At 66.1% G+C, this 16919-nt stretch carries 13 protein-coding genes, 1 tRNA gene and 1 pseudogene; 9 read left to right on the forward strand and 6 right to left on the reverse strand.

From position 1 onward, the window contains the following. Nucleotides 1-217: 217 nt before the first annotated feature. Nucleotides 218-949 carry an anti-sigma factor gene (locus tag ASF25_RS19925; protein WP_056306554.1) on the reverse strand — a complete coding sequence of 244 codons (732 nt, stop codon included), beginning with the start codon at nucleotides 947-949 and terminating at the stop codon, nucleotides 218-220. Beyond that, on the reverse strand, nucleotides 946-1497 hold the full coding sequence (locus tag ASF25_RS19930) for a sigma-70 family RNA polymerase sigma factor (protein ID WP_056267413.1): 552 nt from the start codon (nucleotides 1495-1497) through the stop codon (nucleotides 946-948). The genes ASF25_RS19925 and ASF25_RS19930 overlap by 4 nt, the downstream gene beginning before the upstream one ends. 232 nt (nucleotides 1498-1729) lie before the next feature. On the opposite strand from ASF25_RS19930, the gene ASF25_RS19935 reads away from it, so the two are divergent. Beyond that, a complete protein-coding gene (locus ASF25_RS19935) occupies nucleotides 1730-2308 on the forward strand; it encodes a fasciclin domain-containing protein (RefSeq protein WP_056167212.1) in 579 nt (192 codons plus the stop codon). A gap of 366 nt (nucleotides 2309-2674) precedes the next feature. Here ASF25_RS19935 and ASF25_RS19940 read toward each other — a convergent pair whose 3' ends face one another. Beyond that, entirely contained in the window at nucleotides 2675-3781 is a 1107-nt protein-coding gene (locus ASF25_RS19940; RefSeq protein ID WP_056306555.1) for an HD domain-containing phosphohydrolase, read from the reverse strand. 461 nt (nucleotides 3782-4242) lie between these two features. Here ASF25_RS19940 and ASF25_RS19945 point away from each other — a divergent pair, with 461 nt between their 5' ends. The 5 genes from ASF25_RS19945 to ASF25_RS19965 all read left to right on the forward strand — a co-directional run bounded on the left by ASF25_RS19945 (nucleotide 4243) and on the right by ASF25_RS19965 (nucleotide 10334). Further along, complete coding sequence (locus tag ASF25_RS19945) at nucleotides 4243-5562, forward strand: PLP-dependent transferase (protein ID WP_156369081.1); 1320 nt, start codon at nucleotides 4243-4245, stop codon at nucleotides 5560-5562. Nucleotides 5563-5565: 3 nt separating this feature from the next. Continuing rightward, nucleotides 5566-6576 carry a 2-oxoglutarate and iron-dependent oxygenase domain-containing protein gene (locus tag ASF25_RS19950; RefSeq protein WP_056306557.1) on the forward strand — a complete coding sequence of 337 codons (1011 nt, stop codon included), beginning with the start codon at nucleotides 5566-5568 and terminating at the stop codon, nucleotides 6574-6576. A 251-nt stretch (nucleotides 6577-6827) separates the two neighbouring features. Then, a complete protein-coding gene (locus ASF25_RS19955) occupies nucleotides 6828-7802 on the forward strand; it encodes an aliphatic sulfonate ABC transporter substrate-binding protein (protein WP_056267567.1) in 975 nt (324 codons plus the stop codon). Nucleotides 7803-7804: 2 nt separating this feature from the next. Continuing rightward, nucleotides 7805-8863 carry an LLM class flavin-dependent oxidoreductase gene (locus tag ASF25_RS19960; RefSeq protein ID WP_056267404.1) on the forward strand — a complete coding sequence of 353 codons (1059 nt, stop codon included), beginning with the start codon at nucleotides 7805-7807 and terminating at the stop codon, nucleotides 8861-8863. Between the two features lie 253 nt (nucleotides 8864-9116). After that, complete coding sequence (locus tag ASF25_RS19965) at nucleotides 9117-10334, forward strand: monooxygenase (RefSeq protein ID WP_056306558.1); 1218 nt, start codon at nucleotides 9117-9119, stop codon at nucleotides 10332-10334. Between the two features lie 77 nt (nucleotides 10335-10411). Here ASF25_RS19965 and ASF25_RS19970 read toward each other — a convergent pair. Both ASF25_RS19970 and ASF25_RS19975 read right to left on the reverse strand, forming a co-directional pair. Next, nucleotides 10412-10488 (reverse strand) — tRNA-Arg (locus tag ASF25_RS19970). Nucleotides 10489-11726: 1238 nt separating this feature from the next. After that, nucleotides 11727-12407: a sensor histidine kinase gene (locus tag ASF25_RS19975; RefSeq protein WP_162238656.1), complete on the reverse strand. Its 681-nt coding sequence runs from the start codon at nucleotides 12405-12407 to the stop codon at nucleotides 11727-11729. A gap of 980 nt (nucleotides 12408-13387) precedes the next feature. Between ASF25_RS19975 and ASF25_RS19985 the strand changes: the two genes are divergently transcribed. From ASF25_RS19985 to ASF25_RS19995, 3 genes and pseudogenes are all read left to right on the forward strand, one after another. Next, nucleotides 13388-13654 (forward strand): general stress protein, encoded by a 267-nt coding sequence (locus tag ASF25_RS19985; protein ID WP_056267398.1) that lies wholly within the window; start codon nucleotides 13388-13390, stop codon nucleotides 13652-13654. Between the two features lie 257 nt (nucleotides 13655-13911). Beyond that, the gene (locus tag ASF25_RS19990; protein ID WP_056167237.1) at nucleotides 13912-14769 is read left to right on the forward strand and encodes a manganese catalase family protein; all 858 of its coding nucleotides are present in this window, start codon (nucleotides 13912-13914) and stop codon (nucleotides 14767-14769) included. Nucleotides 14770-14980: 211 nt separating this feature from the next. After that, nucleotides 14981-15535: pseudogene (locus tag ASF25_RS19995) on the forward strand (SDR family NAD(P)-dependent oxidoreductase); the annotation flags it as partial. A gap of 139 nt (nucleotides 15536-15674) precedes the next feature. Here ASF25_RS19995 and ASF25_RS20000 read toward each other — a convergent pair. Next, a protein-coding gene (locus ASF25_RS20000) for an IS3 family transposase (RefSeq protein ID WP_156369082.1) occupies nucleotides 15675-16855 on the reverse strand; the annotation gives its coding sequence in 2 pieces (ribosomal slippage) (nucleotides 15675-16594 and nucleotides 16594-16855; 1182 coding nt in all). Nucleotides 16856-16919 lie beyond the last annotated feature (64 nt).

The following is a 16919-nucleotide window of genomic DNA, read 5'->3' on the forward strand; positions in this document are numbered from 1 at the left end:
GGCGAGGGGATCTCGAGCATTGCAGCCCCGGCGACCTGTCGTTCGACCGCGAATAGAACTTCGATGCCGCCCTCGTCTCGAAGGCCATGCTGTCGAAGCCCATCGAAGAGTTCCTCGCGACCGTCGACCGCCAGGAACCCTTGTGGAACGTGGACAACTGGACGGCCGCACCGGGCGGTCGCCGAGGGGCGAGGGATCCGGCCTGCCGTCGGGCGATTCAGTCCCGCAGAAGCTTGCCCGAATAGACCACCGGTCCCGTCGGTGCCCCGCTCGGTGAGCCACCGGGCGGTTCGACGCTCACGGCCAGCACGGCGGTCTCGAGGCTGGCGCCACGCGCGATTTCCGGCATGGCCATGCTCGCACGCCCGGCCTCGACAAGGCCGAGGGAGCGTGGTGCGCCACCTCCAGCGATGTACCAAAGCTCCAGGCTCTTCTCGAGGGGCGTGTCGGCTGCAACGGAGCGGACCTGCGCGACGCCGCGTCGCGTGTCGACCCGCACCACCAGGGCCGGCAATTCGCCGCCCCGATTGACCACGGCGACGTACTGGCCCGTATCCGGGTCGGGCGGCAGGAAGCGGCCGAGGCCCAGCGCCAGGGCGAGACCGGCGGCCAGGGCCGACGCGCCGAGCGCTCCCAGGCGCCATCGCCGCAGACCACGGGTCAGGCTCTCGACGCGGGGATCGTCGCCGGTTGGCCTCAGCGCCGCCCGGATGCGCAGCCAGGTTCCCGCCGGCGGCGCGACCTCCGGCACGGTCTCCGCGAAGGGCGCCAGGCGCGTCTGCCAGTTGGCGACGGCGGCCTGCAGGTTCGCATCCGTCGCCAGGGCACGGGCGAAGGCCGTGCGTTCGGCCTGCGGCAGGGTGCCGAGCACATACTCTGCGGCCTGTATGTCGCGGTCGGGCGAGCCGGCGCCGAAGGAATCCTCGGTATCGAAGGGATCGCCGGTCATGCGTTGGCGTCCAGGCACGAGCGCAGGCTCGCCAGTCCGCGGTGGAGCCACGTCTTGATGGTGTTCACCGGTCGATCGAACCGCGCCGCCAGTTCCTCGCGGGAGAACCCTTCGCAATAGGCCAACACGAGGCATTGCCGGTGCACGGCGTCGAAGCGGCCGAGGCACAGGGCCAGGGCACCGCGATCCAGAACATCGCTCTCGCCGTCGTGCGGGTCGGGCACCTGATTCATCCAATCCTCGCCGTCGACGAGATCCGCCAGAGGAGTCTCCTTGCGGGCGCGCACCACATCGATGGCCCTGTTGCGGGCGATGGCACACATCCAAGTGATCGGCCGGCCGGCTGCGGGCGCGTAGGTCTCGGCCTTCTGCCAGATCCGGAGATAGACATCCTGAAGCACGTCCTCGGCCGCTTCACGACTACGGACGATACGCAGGACGAGGCCGAAGAGTTTCGCTCCCGTCTCGTCATAGAGCGCCTTCAGCGCCGTCTCGTCACCGGCCGCGATGGCTGTCAGTCGCGTCTGAAGCAGAACATCGTCAGTCACACGGCACCGCCACCGAACGTCCCATCGCTCTTCTCCCTGCTCGGTCTCGAAGCCTTGGCGCCCGAGGCGCTGGCTTTCTCGCAAGTCCTTCTCGCAAGTCTTGGCGATCCCCACGGGAGGACCGACCGGGCGAGCGGATCGTCTAACAGATCATTCCTGAAACTTTCTCTCCAAACGCGCCGTAAGTCACCTCGATTGCCCCGCTCGGGACATCAGAGGAGACAAGAATCCGATGCATAACCTCACCGCCCGCCGCCCGCTGGCCTCCAAGCTCGCCGCCCTCGGCCTCAGCCTCGCCATCGGCGCCGCCCTCCCGGCCGCCGCCCTCGCCAAGAACCCGATGGTCGGCGGCGCGCCGATGTACGCCTCGAAGACCATCGTCGAGAACGCCGTCAACTCGAAGGACCACACCACCCTGGTCGCCGCCGTGAAGGCCGCCGGCCTCGTCGAGACCCTGTCGGGTCCCGGCCCGTTCACGGTGTTCGCCCCCACCAACGCCGCGTTCGCCAAGCTGCCCGCCGGCACCGTCGAGACCCTGGTGAAGCCCGAGAACAAGGCCACCCTCACCAAGATCCTCACCTACCACGTGGTCCCCGGCACCTACACCGCCAAGGACCTGATGAAGCTCGCGAAGGATGGCGGTGGCGAAGCCCAGCTCAAGACCGTCCAGGGTGAGCCCCTGGTCGTCCAATCCAAGGGCAAGAAGGTCTACGTGACCGATGCCAAGGGCAGCACCGCCACGGTCACCGTCGCCAACGTGATGCAGTCGAACGGCGTGATCCACGTGATCAACGGCGTCCTCCAGCCCTGAGGCTCATGGGGTTCGCCCCACCCCCGTGACGTGTGACGGCAGGCTCCGGGCGATTTCGGCCCGGGGTCTGCCGTATCGGGCCGTCGGCGTTCCGACCCACCGGAAGGGCCGGATCGCGGAGCCGGCCAGCGCCCGCATCGGACGAGCCGCCGCCAGCGCCACGGTCCCGACGGGTCGCCAGTGCGCCAGATTCTCCGACGGCGTCCGTCCAGCCACGGCGATCGAGCCGATGCCGGGGGGCGGCCTCCGCGATGGCCGACTTCGACAGCGGCAGGCGGATCACCGCCATCGCGTCCCACGACAACCGCGCGGCCCGAGGGCCTGTCCCGTGCGCGATCGCTGCATAACCGTCATCCATCGTCGCCGTCATGCTGTCGTGGCCGACATGGCATCACCGAAGCACCGCACGAGGCCGGCTTCGAGCTTGGTATCCATGCTCTCGAGGACCGCGAGGGCGTCGCGCATGGGCATCGGCGGCTTGTAGGAGCGCCGCTCGGTCAGGGCCGCGTAGATGTCGCAGATGGTGAGGAGCCGCACGGTGTCGCCGATCGCCGATCCGGCGAGGCCGTCGGGATAGCCGGATCCGTCCAGCATCTCGTGGTGATGGCGTACGGCGCTCAGAGTCGCGGCGTCGCAGCCGCTGTCGCGCAGAATCTCGTAGCCGATCACCGGGTGGGTGCGCATGATCGCCATCTCGTCGGCGTCGAGGCGGCCCGGCTTGTTGAGGATCGCCTGCGGGATCCGGGCCTTGCCGAGATCGTGCAGCAGGGCTGCCCGGACGAAGTGCTGCCGGTCCTGCTCGCGGAACTGCAGAAAATTGACGAACTGGGCCGAGACGCCGGCAACCAGCAGGCAGTGCTGGTAGGTGGCGTCGTCGTGGGTCCAGACGGTGTCGAGCCACTGGGTCAGCCCGCCTTCGCGCACCGCTGCCAGGATCGGCGTCAGACCCGCCTCGACGACGCCGAGCGCCATGTCGCCGCCCTCGCGGGCCGCTGCGAACAGGCCGGTGAGCGCCTCGGTGGCGCGCACGATTCCCTGGCCCGACACGCCGCTCGCGGTCTCGCTGCGCGCGGAGACCTGATCCCGGATCACCTGGGCGACGAGGTGCGGCGCCGTATAGGCCGGCAGGCAGACCGTGGCGCCGAGGTCGCGGGCCTGCCGCAAGTCCTGATCGGACGTCGAGCGCATCAGGCAGATCACCGGGATGCGAACGACGCGGCCGGCGACCGGATTTGCGACCTGGCTCACGATCTGCGGCGTGGCCTGGCCCACCGGCAGCACCGCACGCAGACGTCCGACGGATTCACGGCGGGTCAGGGTGAGGTCGGCCACGATGGCGATGGGCCGGGTGCCGAGCGAAAGCTTCCCGTCTCCGGCCACGACTTCGCAACGCCCCACTGTATTGAGAATCGTCTCCAGGGCCGCACTACGATCGGGCCGATCGGTCAGGAGAAGAATCGCGCCGTCGTTCATGCCCGTGCGTCCGATACCCTATGCCTTCGCCACGCTCCTTCGTTGCCATGCGTCCGGAACCGGGCCGAACGCGTGGCGCGAAGCGACGGGAATCAGCGAAAAATCGATGGCGCCACGCCAACGGCGCCCACGTCAAGGCACGGACTATCGGCGCCTTTCCGACGTATGGAAATACCTGCGTGCTCCTTTTTGGATGGGTTCCCCGGGACGCGACAAACGTTCCGTCCCCCGTGCGGCGCATGATCGCGAATATTTTCGTCGGAGAATAGGATTCTTCAAAAGACCGTTTCATTGACTACGGGCTGCGTTGCTTCATCATCAGGCAACTCAGCAAATGATCGTGACGACAGGCGCTGGGATAATCATCCGACCGAACGAAATGCTCTGGCCTTACTGGATCGAAATTCGTTCGTTCCGTGGGAAGGCGACACATTCGTCGAATGCCCTGCAGGAATCCCATCATGCCGAGCCCACACGCTTCCTCGCATCCCGAGACCCTCGCGCTCCATGCCGGATGGCGTGCCGATCCCAGGACGGGCTCCGTCGCGGTGCCGATCCACCAGACCACGTCCTACCAGTTCCGCGACACCGGCCACGCCGAGAGCCTGTTCGCTCTCAAAGAGTTCGGAAACATCTACACCCGGGTCAACAACCCGACCGTCGATGTGCTCGAACAGCGCCTCGCGGCCCTGGAAGGCGGTGCCGCGGCACTGGCCGTCGCTTCGGGGCAGGCGGCCTCGGCGCTGTCGGTTCAGAACCTCGCGCGGGCCGGCGACAACATCGTCTCCTCCACCGATCTCTACGGCGGCACCTGGAACCTGTTCGCCAACACCCTGGCCGAGCAGGGCATCGAGGTTCGTTTCGTCGACCCCGCCGATCCCGAGAACTTCGCCCGCGCCACCGACGCGCGCACCCGGGCCTATTACGGCGAGACCCTGGCCAATCCGAAACTCGCGGTGTTTCCCATCGCGGAGGTCGCGGCCATCGGCCGGCCGCTCGGCATCCCCCTCATCATCGACAACACCGCGACGCCGCTCCTGGCGCGCCCGTTCGACCACGGTGCCGCCGTGGTCGTCTATTCGACGACGAAGTATCTCGGCGGTCACGGCATCGCCATCGGCGGGGCGATCATCGACGGCGGCACGTTCGACTGGTCGGCCCATCCGGAGCGCCAACCCGCCCTGACCACCCCCGACCCGAGCTATCGCGGGACCGTCTGGACGGAGGCGGCCAAGCCGCTGGGACCCATCGCCTACGTGCTGCGCGCCCGTGTCCGTCTCCTGCGCGACCTCGGCCCGGCGGTCTCGCCGCTCAACGCCTTCCTCACCCTTCAGGGCATCGAGACCGTGGCCCTGCGCATCGAGCGCCACAGTCACAATGCGCAGGCGGTGGCAGACTATCTCTCCGGCCGGCCCGAGATCGAGCGGGTGATCCATCCCTCGCACCACACCGGCAAGGCGCGCGAGCGGGTCGCCAAATACCTCCGGGGCGGGCACGGCGGCCTCGTCGGCTTCGAACTCGCCGCAGGGCGCGAGGCCGGGCGCAGCTTCATCGAGGGCTTGAAGCTGTTCTACCATGTCGCCAACATCGGCGACGCCCGCAGCCTCGCCATCCACCCGGCGACCACCACGCACGCCCAGCTCTCGCCCGAGCACCAACGCGCCTCGGGCGTGTCCGACGGCTACGTGCGCCTCTCCATCGGCCTCGAGCATATCGACGATATCCTGGCCGACCTCGACCAGGCGCTGGCGGCGGTCGGCACCTACGCCAAGGCGGCCTGACCCGTGGCCGGAGTTCCAGACTTCGACCTGCGCCGCCTCGACGAAGGACCGTCCGAACGGGCGGCCTTCCTCGCCGCCCTGCGGCAGGCGGCCCGGGACGTCGGCTTCTTCACCCTGTCCGGGCATGGCATTTCCCCGGCGCAGATTGCCGAGACCCAGGCCCTGGCGCGACGCTTCTTCGCCCTGTCGCTTTCCGAGAAGCGGGCGGTGGCCATGATCCGCTCGCCGCACTTTCGCGGCTACACGGAAGCCGGGCGCGAGATCACCCGCGGCACCCCGGACTGGCGCGAGCAGTTCGACATCGGCGCCGAGCGTCCCGCCCTGCCGCGGCGTGCGGCCGATCCGGCCTGGACGCGGCTTCAGGGCCCCAACCTCTGGCCCGCCGGCCTGCCGGAGCTGCGGGTCGGCCTGCTGCGCTGGCAGGAGGCGGTGACGCGGGTCGGCATCCGGGTTCTGCGCGCCTTCGCCGAGGCGCTGGGCCAACCCGAGGACGCGTTCGAGCCGATCTACGCCGGAGCCCCGAACCAGCACATCAAGATCATCCGCTACCCCGGCCGCGACGGCACCGAGGGCGACCAGGGCGTGGGCGCCCACAAGGACAGCGGGCTCCTCACCCTCCTGGTTCAGGACGGGCAGAGCGGGCTCGAGGTCGAAGGGCCGGAGGGCTGGATTTCCGTGGAGCCGCGGGAGGGCCGGTTCGTCGTCAATGTCGGCGAGCTGCTGGAGCTCGCCTCCGACGGTTACCTGCGCGCCACGGTACACCGGGTGGTGACGCCACCGGCCGGGCGCGACCGGCTCTCCGTGGCGTTCTTCCTCGGCGCACGTCACGACGCCGTCGTGCCGCTCCTGACTCTTCCGCCTTCCCTCGCGGACAAGGCACGGGGCCCAGTGGGCGATCCCGACAACCCGCTCTTCCACGAGGTCGGCCGCAACACCCTCAAGGGCCGTCTGCGCTCGCACCCGGATGTGGCCGCGCGCCATTACGGCGACCTGCTGCCGACGGGGGCGGCATGACCGGACGCCTCATCCGCATCCTGCACGCGATGCTGCCGGATCCGTCCGGTTCTGCTGAGGCACCTCCGGACCCGGCCCTGTTGGCCGGCGCCGCGGCCCTCCTCGGCCACCAAACCTTCGGGCGTTCGATCGCCGCGGGCCCGCTTCCCAAGGGCCCCGCGCCGCGGCCGCAACGACTCCGTCCCGTCCGATGGCCAACCTCCGTCCTCCGGGCAAACGCTCTGGGAACGAGCCCAAGGATACGATCCATGATGACTTCCGCCCCCTGGACGCGGCGCGGCCTCCTCGGCGGCGCCGGAGCCGCCCTGGCCCTCGGTGCCACGGGTGGACGCCCGGCGCTCGGCGCAGACAAGCCGGTCCGCCTCAGCTTCCAGCGCTCGTCGACCCTGCTGACCGTGCTCAAGCTCAAGGGCACCCTGGTCGAGCGCCTAGCCGCGAAGGGTTTTGCGCCGAGTTGGCACCAGTTCACCGGCGTGATCGAGCCCATGAACAGCGGCGCCGTCGACCTCCACGCCGATGTCGCCGACGCGATTCCGGTTTTCACGCAATCGGCTGGCGCGCCCCTGACCTTCTACGCCATGGAGGCGGGCTCGCCCCGCGCCGAGGCGATCATCGTGCCCGATGAATCCCCGATCCGCTCGGTGGCGGACCTCAAGGGCAAGACGGTGGGCGTCTCGCGCGGCTCGGGCTGCCACTTCATCCTCGCCGCCGCCCTCAAGCGCGAAGGCCTGCGGTTCTCCGACATCACGCCGGCCTATCTCGAAGCGCCCGACGGGGCCGCCGCGTTCGCCCGGGGCAGCCTCGACGCCTGGGCGATCTGGGACCCGTTCCTCGCCATCGCCCAGGCCAAACGACCCGTACGGGTGCTTGCCGACGCGACCGGCCTGTCGAGCTACAACCGCTACTTTCTCGTCAACGACAGCTTCGCCGCCGCGCACCCGGAGGTGGTGGGAATCGTGTTCGATGCCCTCGTGGAGGCCGGGCGATGGGTCAAGGCCAACCCGAAGGACGCCGTCGCGCTTCTCGGCCCCGTCTGGGGCGACCTGCCGCCCGACATCGTCGCCACGGTCAACGAACGGCGCAGCTACGCCATCCAGCCCGTGGTGAGGGCCGCCCTGTCCGAGCAGCAGACCATCGCCGACACCTTCCAAGAGGCCGGCCTGATCCCCCGGAAGATCGACGCCACCGCCGTGCGGATCTGGCGACCCGCCGCGAGCCGGGGTTGAGCATGGCCGCCGCTTCCCCACGCTTCGGCGTCTGGGCGCCCGTGCACGGATCGCGCGCCGCCCACCACGATCCCGACGAGCCCGACGACGCGAGCTGGGCACGCACCCGCGCCCTGGTGCTGGAGGCCGAAACCCTCGGATTCGATTCCGTGCTCGTCGCCCAGCACACCATGAACCCCTACGACGAGGCGCGCGACCAGCTCGATGCCTGGAGCGCATCGGCGGCGCTGGCCGCCCTGACGCACCGGATCGAGATCATCGCGGCGATCAAGCCGGGCCTCGTCCATCCGGTGGTACTCGCGAAGGCGGCGCTGGGCATCGACCGGATCAGCGAGGGACGCTTCGCGCTCAACCTCGTCAATGCTTGGAACAAGGCCGAGTTCGAGCGGGCCGGCCTGCCGTTTCCGGCTCACGACGCACGCTACGCCTATGGCCGGGAATGGATCGGCCTCGTCGACCGGCTCATGCGGGGCGAACGGGTCCGGTTCACGGGCGAACATTTCAGGGTGGAGGATTACCAGTTGCGGCCCGCCGGCACCGGTGGCCGCCGGCCAACCCTCTATGTCGGCGGGGAATCCGAACCGGCCCGCGCCCTGGTGGCCGATCACGGCGATGTCTGGTTCATCAACGGCCAGCCCCTGGAAGAGGTCGCGGCGCTGATCGCCGACGTCGCCCGGCGCCCGGCCGCCAATGGTCCCCTGCGCTACGGCCTCTCGGCTTTCGTCATCGCCCGCGACACGGACGACGAGGCCGAGGCCGAGCATGCGCGGCTCATCGCACTCGCCGAACGCGACGCCGCCATCCGGGCCGACACCCGCGCGCGGACGGACCCGGCCGCCGTGATGTTCGCCAAGCCCGGTCTCGCCCAGCCCGACGGCCCCGTCCGCCATGTCGGCACCAACGGTGGCACCGCCGCGGGGCTGGTGGGCAGCTACGGTCGGATCGCGGAACGCCTGTCCGCCTTTCACGCAGCCGGCATCGACCTGTTCATGCTCCAGTTCCAACCGTTCGAGGCGGAGATGCGCCGGTTCGCCGAGACGATCCTACCGCGCCTGCGCTGAACGGCCCGGGGATCCGCCCGGCCGTCGCAGAACGCCGGAGCATGATCTTTCACGCGCTGCCCCACTTGGAAACAGCTGGTCTCTGTAGACACCAAGACTGACAGTCATCTTTCAAATACGATGATCCTGCCATTTGAGACTTGCTTCGACACTGCGGATTGCCGACTCCAAGGCGATGCGGCGTGACATCGGGTTGGGCAGAGCCTTGCCGGGTGCCCTCGATTCCGCGCCTTCGCCGGGATGGGAACGATCGATGGTACAAACAGATGCGGGATGGGGCGCGGGGCCGAGCGCACGTTACGAGGATCTCGCCGCGGGCTTCCGGCCGGTGTTCGCGCGGATCCGCGCCACCGCCGTGACCCGCGACCGGGAGCGTACGCTGCCCCATGAGGAGATCGGCTGGCTGAAGCAGGCCGGCTTCACCACCCTCCGGCTGGCACGCGACGCGGGTGGTTTCGACGCGAGTCTGCCCGAGCTGTTCAATCTGCTCATCGAGTTGTCTCAGGCCGATCCCAACGTGACCAACGCCCTGCGGGCGCATTTCGGCTTCACCGAGGACATGCTGTGCTCGTCGTCGGATGCGTGGCGGGCCCGTTGGATCGGCCGGATCGGTGACCGCGAGACCGTGGGCAGCGGCGTCTCCGAGACCGGCGAGGCCAAGGTCGGGCAGTTCGACACGGTGTTGCGGCCGGACGGAGCGCAATGGCGCCTCGACGGCCGGAAGTTCTACACCACCGGCTCGCTCTTCGCCGACTGGATCCACGTCTCGGCGCAGGACGAGGCCGGCGTCGCCATGGTGGCGGCGGTCCCCGTGCGCGCACCCGGCGTCGAGATCCTCGACGACTGGGACGGGTTCGGACAGGCGCTGACGGCCAGCGGCACGGCGGTGTTCACGAACGTCGGCCTCGGGCCGGAGCTGATCAAGCCCGATCCGGAACGCTTCCCCTATGCCATGGCGTTCTTCCAACTCGTCCATCTCGCGACCCTCGCGGGGATCGGTCGCTCGGCGGCCCTCGACGTCACGCGTCTCGTGGCGGAGCGCCAGCGCGTCTACAGCCACGGCAACGGCAGCCGTTCGGGCGACGACCCTCAGGTGCAGCAGGTGGTCGGTCGCGTGCGCGGCGCGGCCTACGCCGCCGGCGCCATCGTCCTCAAGGCGGCCGAGTCCCTGGAACGGACCTATGCGGTGCATCGCACCGGTCGATCCGCCGAGGCCACTGCGGCCATCGCGGATGTCGAGGTCAACCAGGCCGTCAGCGTGGTCACCAACCTCGTGCTGGAAGCCACCACGACGCTGTTCGACGCCCTCGGCGCTTCGGCGGTGAAGGGTGGCCATGGCCTGGATCGGCATTGGCGCAACGCCCGCACCATCGCCTCGCACAATCCCCGGATCTACCGCGACCGCACGGTCGGCGATTTCGCGGTGAACGGCACGGCCCCGCCGCGCCAGTACCGGGTCGGATCCGCCTGAGCGACGAGCGAACGCCGGGGGTCCGGGTCGGCGGTATCGAAACACTCCGAGATTCGAAGAGTTGGTGCGGCAGAAACTGGCGACCCCGGTTGGGCTCGAACCAACGACCTGCCGCTTAGAAGGCGGCTGCTCTATCCAGCTGAGCTACGGAGTCGGGAGTGCCAGCGCCCGTAGAAGCCATGGGTCTCGCGGTCGGTCAACCCCGAGCGCTCGGCCTTTCGAGATGCGTGCTGCCCAGCGTCGCGGCTACACGTACATTGCCGGGAATGGCGAGGAGGCTGCCGAAGTGACAAGGCTGTGGCGCCGAGCTTCTGATGAAATACCCGGGGCGCGAATTCGAACCCAGATCGACCGCGCTCACTCGCCCTCCAGGGATACGACCATTCCAAAGCTCTCTTTCGGCTCCGCGGCGCGCGCTTTCTTCTCAATGACGAGGCATCGACCGACCGGAGGTGATTAGAATTTCTGTTTCTTCGATTGAAGATCTTTGCCCGCGTTGATGCGATATCCTGCGATACACTGCGTGACGAACGGCGCCCTTAGTTTGTGCCGCATCCCATTCTGCTGGGCACGTCGCTCGCACTTTTCCCGCCAATCCGACTTCTGCGTCATCGCGCCAGCCATCGAAGGGTTCGCGCGTGCTGGGAGCCACGTCAAGGATAGGATGCAGAGGCTGGATAGGATGGTCACGCGAATCTGTCGTCCTTGCGACTTCGACCCCATGAAGCTGAAATCCTTCCTGCCGATCCGATGGGGCATGCTCAGACTGGAACGCCGAAGCGCTGTCCGAACAAGTAGAGTGCCAAGAAAACGACGGCGATCAGTACCACCAAAATTCCCAGGATTAACAACAAGTTTTTCGATTTTCTCTTTTCCGCCGAGCCGTATTGATTACCATTGAGTGACATTTGTATAAACCTCGCCGATGTTTATATCAGATGGATCAAATATTCGTCATCCAGATGGAAATATAAATTCCTGATATTCGGGCGAGCCCGAACCACAGTAGAACACGCAGCATCGGGACGGGCACCTCACTCGTGTCATGAGTTCGCCCGATCCTGGACCTCAACCGGGAAGCGCGTAGGCAAACGATCCAAAACAAATCTCAGGGATTCGTTCCGCGGTAGATTTCACATAAGATTGATGGATTAAAGCTCGAACCTCGGTAGAGCACCGAACCATCGTCACGCAGTAATCTACTGGTCGGTCGGCGCTAGACTATACTGAAACATCTATAGCCGGCACGTTGTGAAATCTGGATTGGACATCACCGAGCAGCGATCGCATCGTGCCGTCGCAGGCCACGACGGATCGAAACCCGCTTTTTCTTCACGAACGTGCCTATCGGGCGAGCCGCCGTCGTCGACGCCTTGCTCAGCGAATCACATCTCACGTCTCGCGCGCGAAGGCGTGATCGGTGAAGGGCAAGTTGAGGCTACAGCGCAGACCGTCCGCATCATAGCTCAGTATCGTCTCGGCCTGGAGTTCATCCGCGAGCGTACGGTTCAGCATCTCGGTACCGAAGCCAGTGACGAGCGGTGCCGCCGCGATCCTCGGACCGCCGCGCTCCTGCCACGTGACCGCGAGCCAATGCGCATCGTGGGATAGTTTCAGGCGCCATGTCACGGATACGTGGCCGCCCCGGGCCGACAGGGCTCCGTACTTGATCGCGTTCGTAGTCAGTTCCTGGAATGCCAATCCCAGGCTCATCGCGGCCCTTGGTGCCAGCCGAACCGATGGCCCATCGAGGGAAACCTGATCGTCTTCACGGGCTTGGCCGGCCATGAACTCCGTCGCCAGAAGGGTGGCAAGATCCACGCCTCCATCCGACGCGCAATCGATCGCCGACTGCGTACGGGTGAGCGCGTCGAGGCGACCTTCGATATGCAGGGCGAAGTCTTCGAGCGTCTCACTCGACTCGACCGTACGCCGGATGACGGAACGCATCATGCCCAGGACGTTCCGGCTTCGGTGTGGAAGCGCGATCGGGTGCGCTTCAGGCTCGGACCAACGACCCGCCAGATTGCCGTCCGGGGAAGGAGACCAGTCGTCCCCGTCATCGCTGCTCATGGAATCCTCGCATTGCGTGAACCTTCGACGGCTCATCCTCGTGCCCGAGGTGTCGACAACCGGACGTGAACAGATCCTAAGCCCACACGACGCCGACCTTGTCCCGAGTGCCTAGTCCGACCCAGGCGCACCTCCAGGCCCACCTGCAGGCCCACCTGCAGCATGCAAGCCCCCTCGCAGGGATGCAGGCCCCATGAACGGCCCAGCGGATCGAAGGTGCACAACGAGAATCGCACACCACCTGAAACCTATGTTGATGAAGCTTTCCTTTCGATGTCCGACACGTGTCGGTGTCGATCGGAGGAGTCGTACCTCATGCCAAGAAATCGCGCGAAAACCCCGGAATTCTGGGATACGGTGATCACGCATGTCACGGCTAAAGTCGAGCCCGTGATCGGCCGCACCGACACCATTCGCGAACCTGTGATCATCTACCTGCGAGACCTCGAGGCCGTCGCCCGGCGGGAGTGCTCCAGCCGGGACGCATTGCAAGTCATCGGGTCCGGACGCAGACTCCTCGGCGATACCACAGACATCGGTCCGGACCGCCGATCCCTGACGCGGAGATAGCGCGTCGAGCGATGTATGCGACATCGGTCCAGATGGGGCCAGCGGGAAATTAAGGCGCGCCCGGTCTGCAGACATGGCAGGCGCCCCTTACCTCGGAATGCAGCAGCTCCGTCGGACCGGAACCTTTGTGGACTGCGCTGACCGAGCGCATGCCTGACCGCCGGTTGTCGAGCTGCGGTGGGCCTCGCGGGTCCCGAACCCCCATCCTGGGCTCGCGATCTGTTCGGAGGGGCACGCCGTCCCAAGACTGCGGATAAAACCAGCATCTATCATCGGCTTATCCTGAGTTATCTCGCTTTATCCTAGATTATATCTACATATTTTTGGTTCGATACCACGATTTTTCTTGGAACATTGTTTTTAATTCTGGAGTTCTTGGATCTCATCTACCGAACAATCAGGAGGGTGAGATGACACAATCCAACGGCAATCAGGGGCAGTCCGAGCATCGCGGTGGATCCGGCAACTTCGCCGAAGATCGGGAACGTGCCTCGGAAGCCGGGCACAAGGGCGGACAAGCCAGTGGCGGCAACTTCGCCAACGACCCTGAGCGGGCTTCGGAGGCTGGCCACAAGGGCGGACAGGCCAGCGGTGGCAACTTTGCCAACGACCGCGAGCGGGCTTCGGAGGCCGGCAAAAAAGGCGGCGAGGCGAGCCACGGCGGTCGTGGTTCCTGACCGCTGAAGTCACATCAGGACACGGGTCGGCAGGCTAAAGCGCGAGATCTGCCTTCCTGGTCCTGTATTCGAGTCGGCCACGTCCGTTTCGATAAGGAGACATGAGTCAAGTCCAGTTCCGTTTTACGGCGTTGGACTCGGCCCACACCTCCAAGTCCTCTCCTGCCGCGCATGCCGTGCGGTGGGACCGCGGTTCACCATCCATGCCGTCCCGGGCCGCAAGCATGGGGCGGCGATGCATTGAGGTGGCTTAAACCATGTACTATCACGACAAGCGTCTCCAATATCCTGTCAAGGTCGATTCACCCGATCCGGTTTACGCGCGTATGCTGCAACAGGCGATCGGCGGCATCGAAGGTGAGATCCGCGTCTGCATGCAGTACTTCTTCCAGGGTTGGGGCGCGCGGGGACCGACAACGAAGTATCGCGACATGCTTCTTCACACCGCGACCGAAGAGATCGGCCACATCGAGATGCTGGCGACCGCCGTCGCGATGAATCTGGAGACTGCCCCGACGAAGGTTCAGGAAGCCGGTGTGGCGGACGCCGTGGTGGGCGCCGTCATGGGTGGTGAGAACCCCCGGCATCTCGTCGAGGGAATGCTGCACCGACATCTGCTGTCCACGGGGATGGCTGCGTTTCCGGCCAATTGTGACGGCGCTCCGTTCGACATGTCACACATCTACGCCAGCGGGAATCTCGCCGCCGACATGTACTGTAACGTGGCGGCGGAGGCGACGGGGCGGACATTGGCCGTCCGCCTGTTCAACGCCACGAACGACCCTGGAATGCGCGACATGTGGAGCTTCCTCATCGCGCGCGACACGATGCACCAGCAACAATGGCTCGCCGTCGTCGAAGAATTGGGGGGCCACGAGGGCGCCCTGCCGATCCCCAACAGCTTCCCGCAAAGCAAGGAGCACGAGAAGTTCAGCTATAGCTTCTTCGGAACGGCCGCGGACGGCACGGTGCCGCCGGAAGGCCGTTGGACGAGCGGTCCGTCGCTGGACGGCAAGGGAACCTACAACGTGGTGCAGAACGTACCCATGGGCGAAGAGCCGGTTCTGGGGCCCGCACGCCCCGACAGCGGCGCGCAAAAGGAACAGATCGCCTGATTTGAGGCGTTCCGAACCGGCCGTGTCGGAGCGGCTCGGGTCTTCTCGAGGTCGCTTCGCCATCCCCGTTCCCCGCATACCCGTCACCGGTGAGGTCGCATCCACGATGCGGCCTCGGTCGGCACGCGATCTCCCGGGTCGACGGCTCCAGGGTCAGTTCTGCAAGTGAACTTGTTCGACAGAAAAATTCGGCAAGGAAACCTCGTTCGCCATGACGCAATTCCCAAAGCCGCCGTTCGAGAATCAGCGCCCCCTCACACCGCCGGGGCGCGATGTGGATATGGATCCGAAACCTGATTACGGCGAGGCGCATTACAAGGGCTCGGGACGCCTCGCGGGCCGGAGCACGATCATCACCGGCGCCGATAGTGGAATAGGCCGCGCCGTGGCCCTGGCCTATGCACGCGAAGGGGCGGACGTACTCGTGAGTTATTACGACGAGCACGACGACGCTGCGGAAACGTGCCGCCTAGTCCAGTCCGCAGGCCGCAAGGCGATCCGGATGGCGGGGGATGTGAAGGATCCCAGCCATTGCCGCGCCATCGTCGACAGGGCCGTGGTGGAGTTCGGGCGAGTCGATGTTCTGGTCAACAATGCCGCTCACCAGAAAACCTTCGCGAACCCGGAAGAGATCTCCGATGCTGAGTGGGAAATCACCTTCGCAACGAACATTCACGCAATGTTCTACCTTGTGAAGGCTGCGCTCCCATATATGAAACCCGGCAGCGCTATCATCAACACCACGTCGGTCAATGCCGACTCGCCTGATCGGCCCCCACGAGGTGGTCCGAGGATAAAGTTAGTGCACGGTTGGCCGCTCCGCCACGGGTAGCTTGGCCGGCGGAGCTGGTCGGGCGAGCGCAGCCGGCCGTGATCGGCCCCCACGAGGTGGTCCGAGGATAAAGTTAGTGCACGGTTGGCCGCTCCGCCACGGGTAGCTTGGCCGGCGGAGCTGGTCGGGCGAGCGCAGCCGGCCAAGCGGAGAAGGCTGGCATGAACACCTCCGGTGCCGGCGGCAGGTATCCCAGAGAGGCATGCGGGCGCACGGTGTTGTAGTGACGTCGCCAGCTTTCGATGACGACCTGCGCTTCCCTGAGTGTGTAGAAGATCTCGCCGTTGAGCAGTTCGTCGCGAAGCCGTGCATTAAAGCTTTCGACGTAGCCATTTTCCCATGGTGAGCCTGGCGTGATGTAGGCCGTCTTTGCTCCGACGCCGGTAATCCAAGCTTGGACGGCCTTCGCAACGAACTCCGGCCCGTTGTCCGAACGAATATGGCCAGGTACGCCACGTAGGATGAACAGATCCGAGAGTACGTCGATGACGTCGATCGCCTTGAGCTTACGAGCGACCCGGATCGCCAGGCATTCATGGGTGAACTCGTCAACGACGTTGAGCATCCGGATCTTGCGCCCGTCATGCGTGCGTGCCTCGACGAAGTCATACGACCACACGTGATTGCGGTGTTCCGGGCGAAGACGGACGCAGGAGCCGTCGTTGTCCCAGATCCGCCCTCGCTTGGGCTGCTTGGCTGGGACCTTCAGACCTTCACGCCGCCAGATCCGCTCGACGCGCTTGTCGTTGACGAACCATCCGGCCGCCTTCAGCAACGCGCTGATCTTGCGGTAGCCATAGCGTCCGTACTTCTCGGCCAATGCCACGAGATCGGCTGTCAGCGCCTCCTCGTCGTCGCGGCCCCGCGGCACCTTGCGCTGTGTCGAGCGATGCTGACCGAGCGCCCGGCAGGCGCGGCGCTCGGAGATATTCATCGTCAGCAGGATGTGCTCGACACAAGCGCGTCGGCGCGCGGGGCTCAGAAGTTTCCCCGGGACGCCTCCTGCAGGATCAGCTTGTCCAGCGTCAAATCGGCGATTGCCTTTCGAAGCCGAGCATTCTCAGTCTCAAGGCTCTTCATCCGTCGAACCTGATCTGACTTCAGCCCGCCAAACTCACGCCGCCACCGGTAGTATGTCACTGAACTCACGCCGAGCGCGCGGATCGCATCGGCCACGCTCTGGCCCTGTGAGATCAGCACATCCGCCTGCCGTAGCTTGGCAACGATCTCCTCGGGCTTCGGGTGCTTTGCCATCTTGTCCGTCCTCCAGGCTCAAAAGCCATACCAAAGAGCGGACCACTTCAATGGGGGCTGACCA

Source organism: Methylobacterium sp. Leaf100, from assembly GCF_001422845.1.
Lineage (GTDB): Bacteria > Pseudomonadota > Alphaproteobacteria > Rhizobiales > Beijerinckiaceae > Methylobacterium.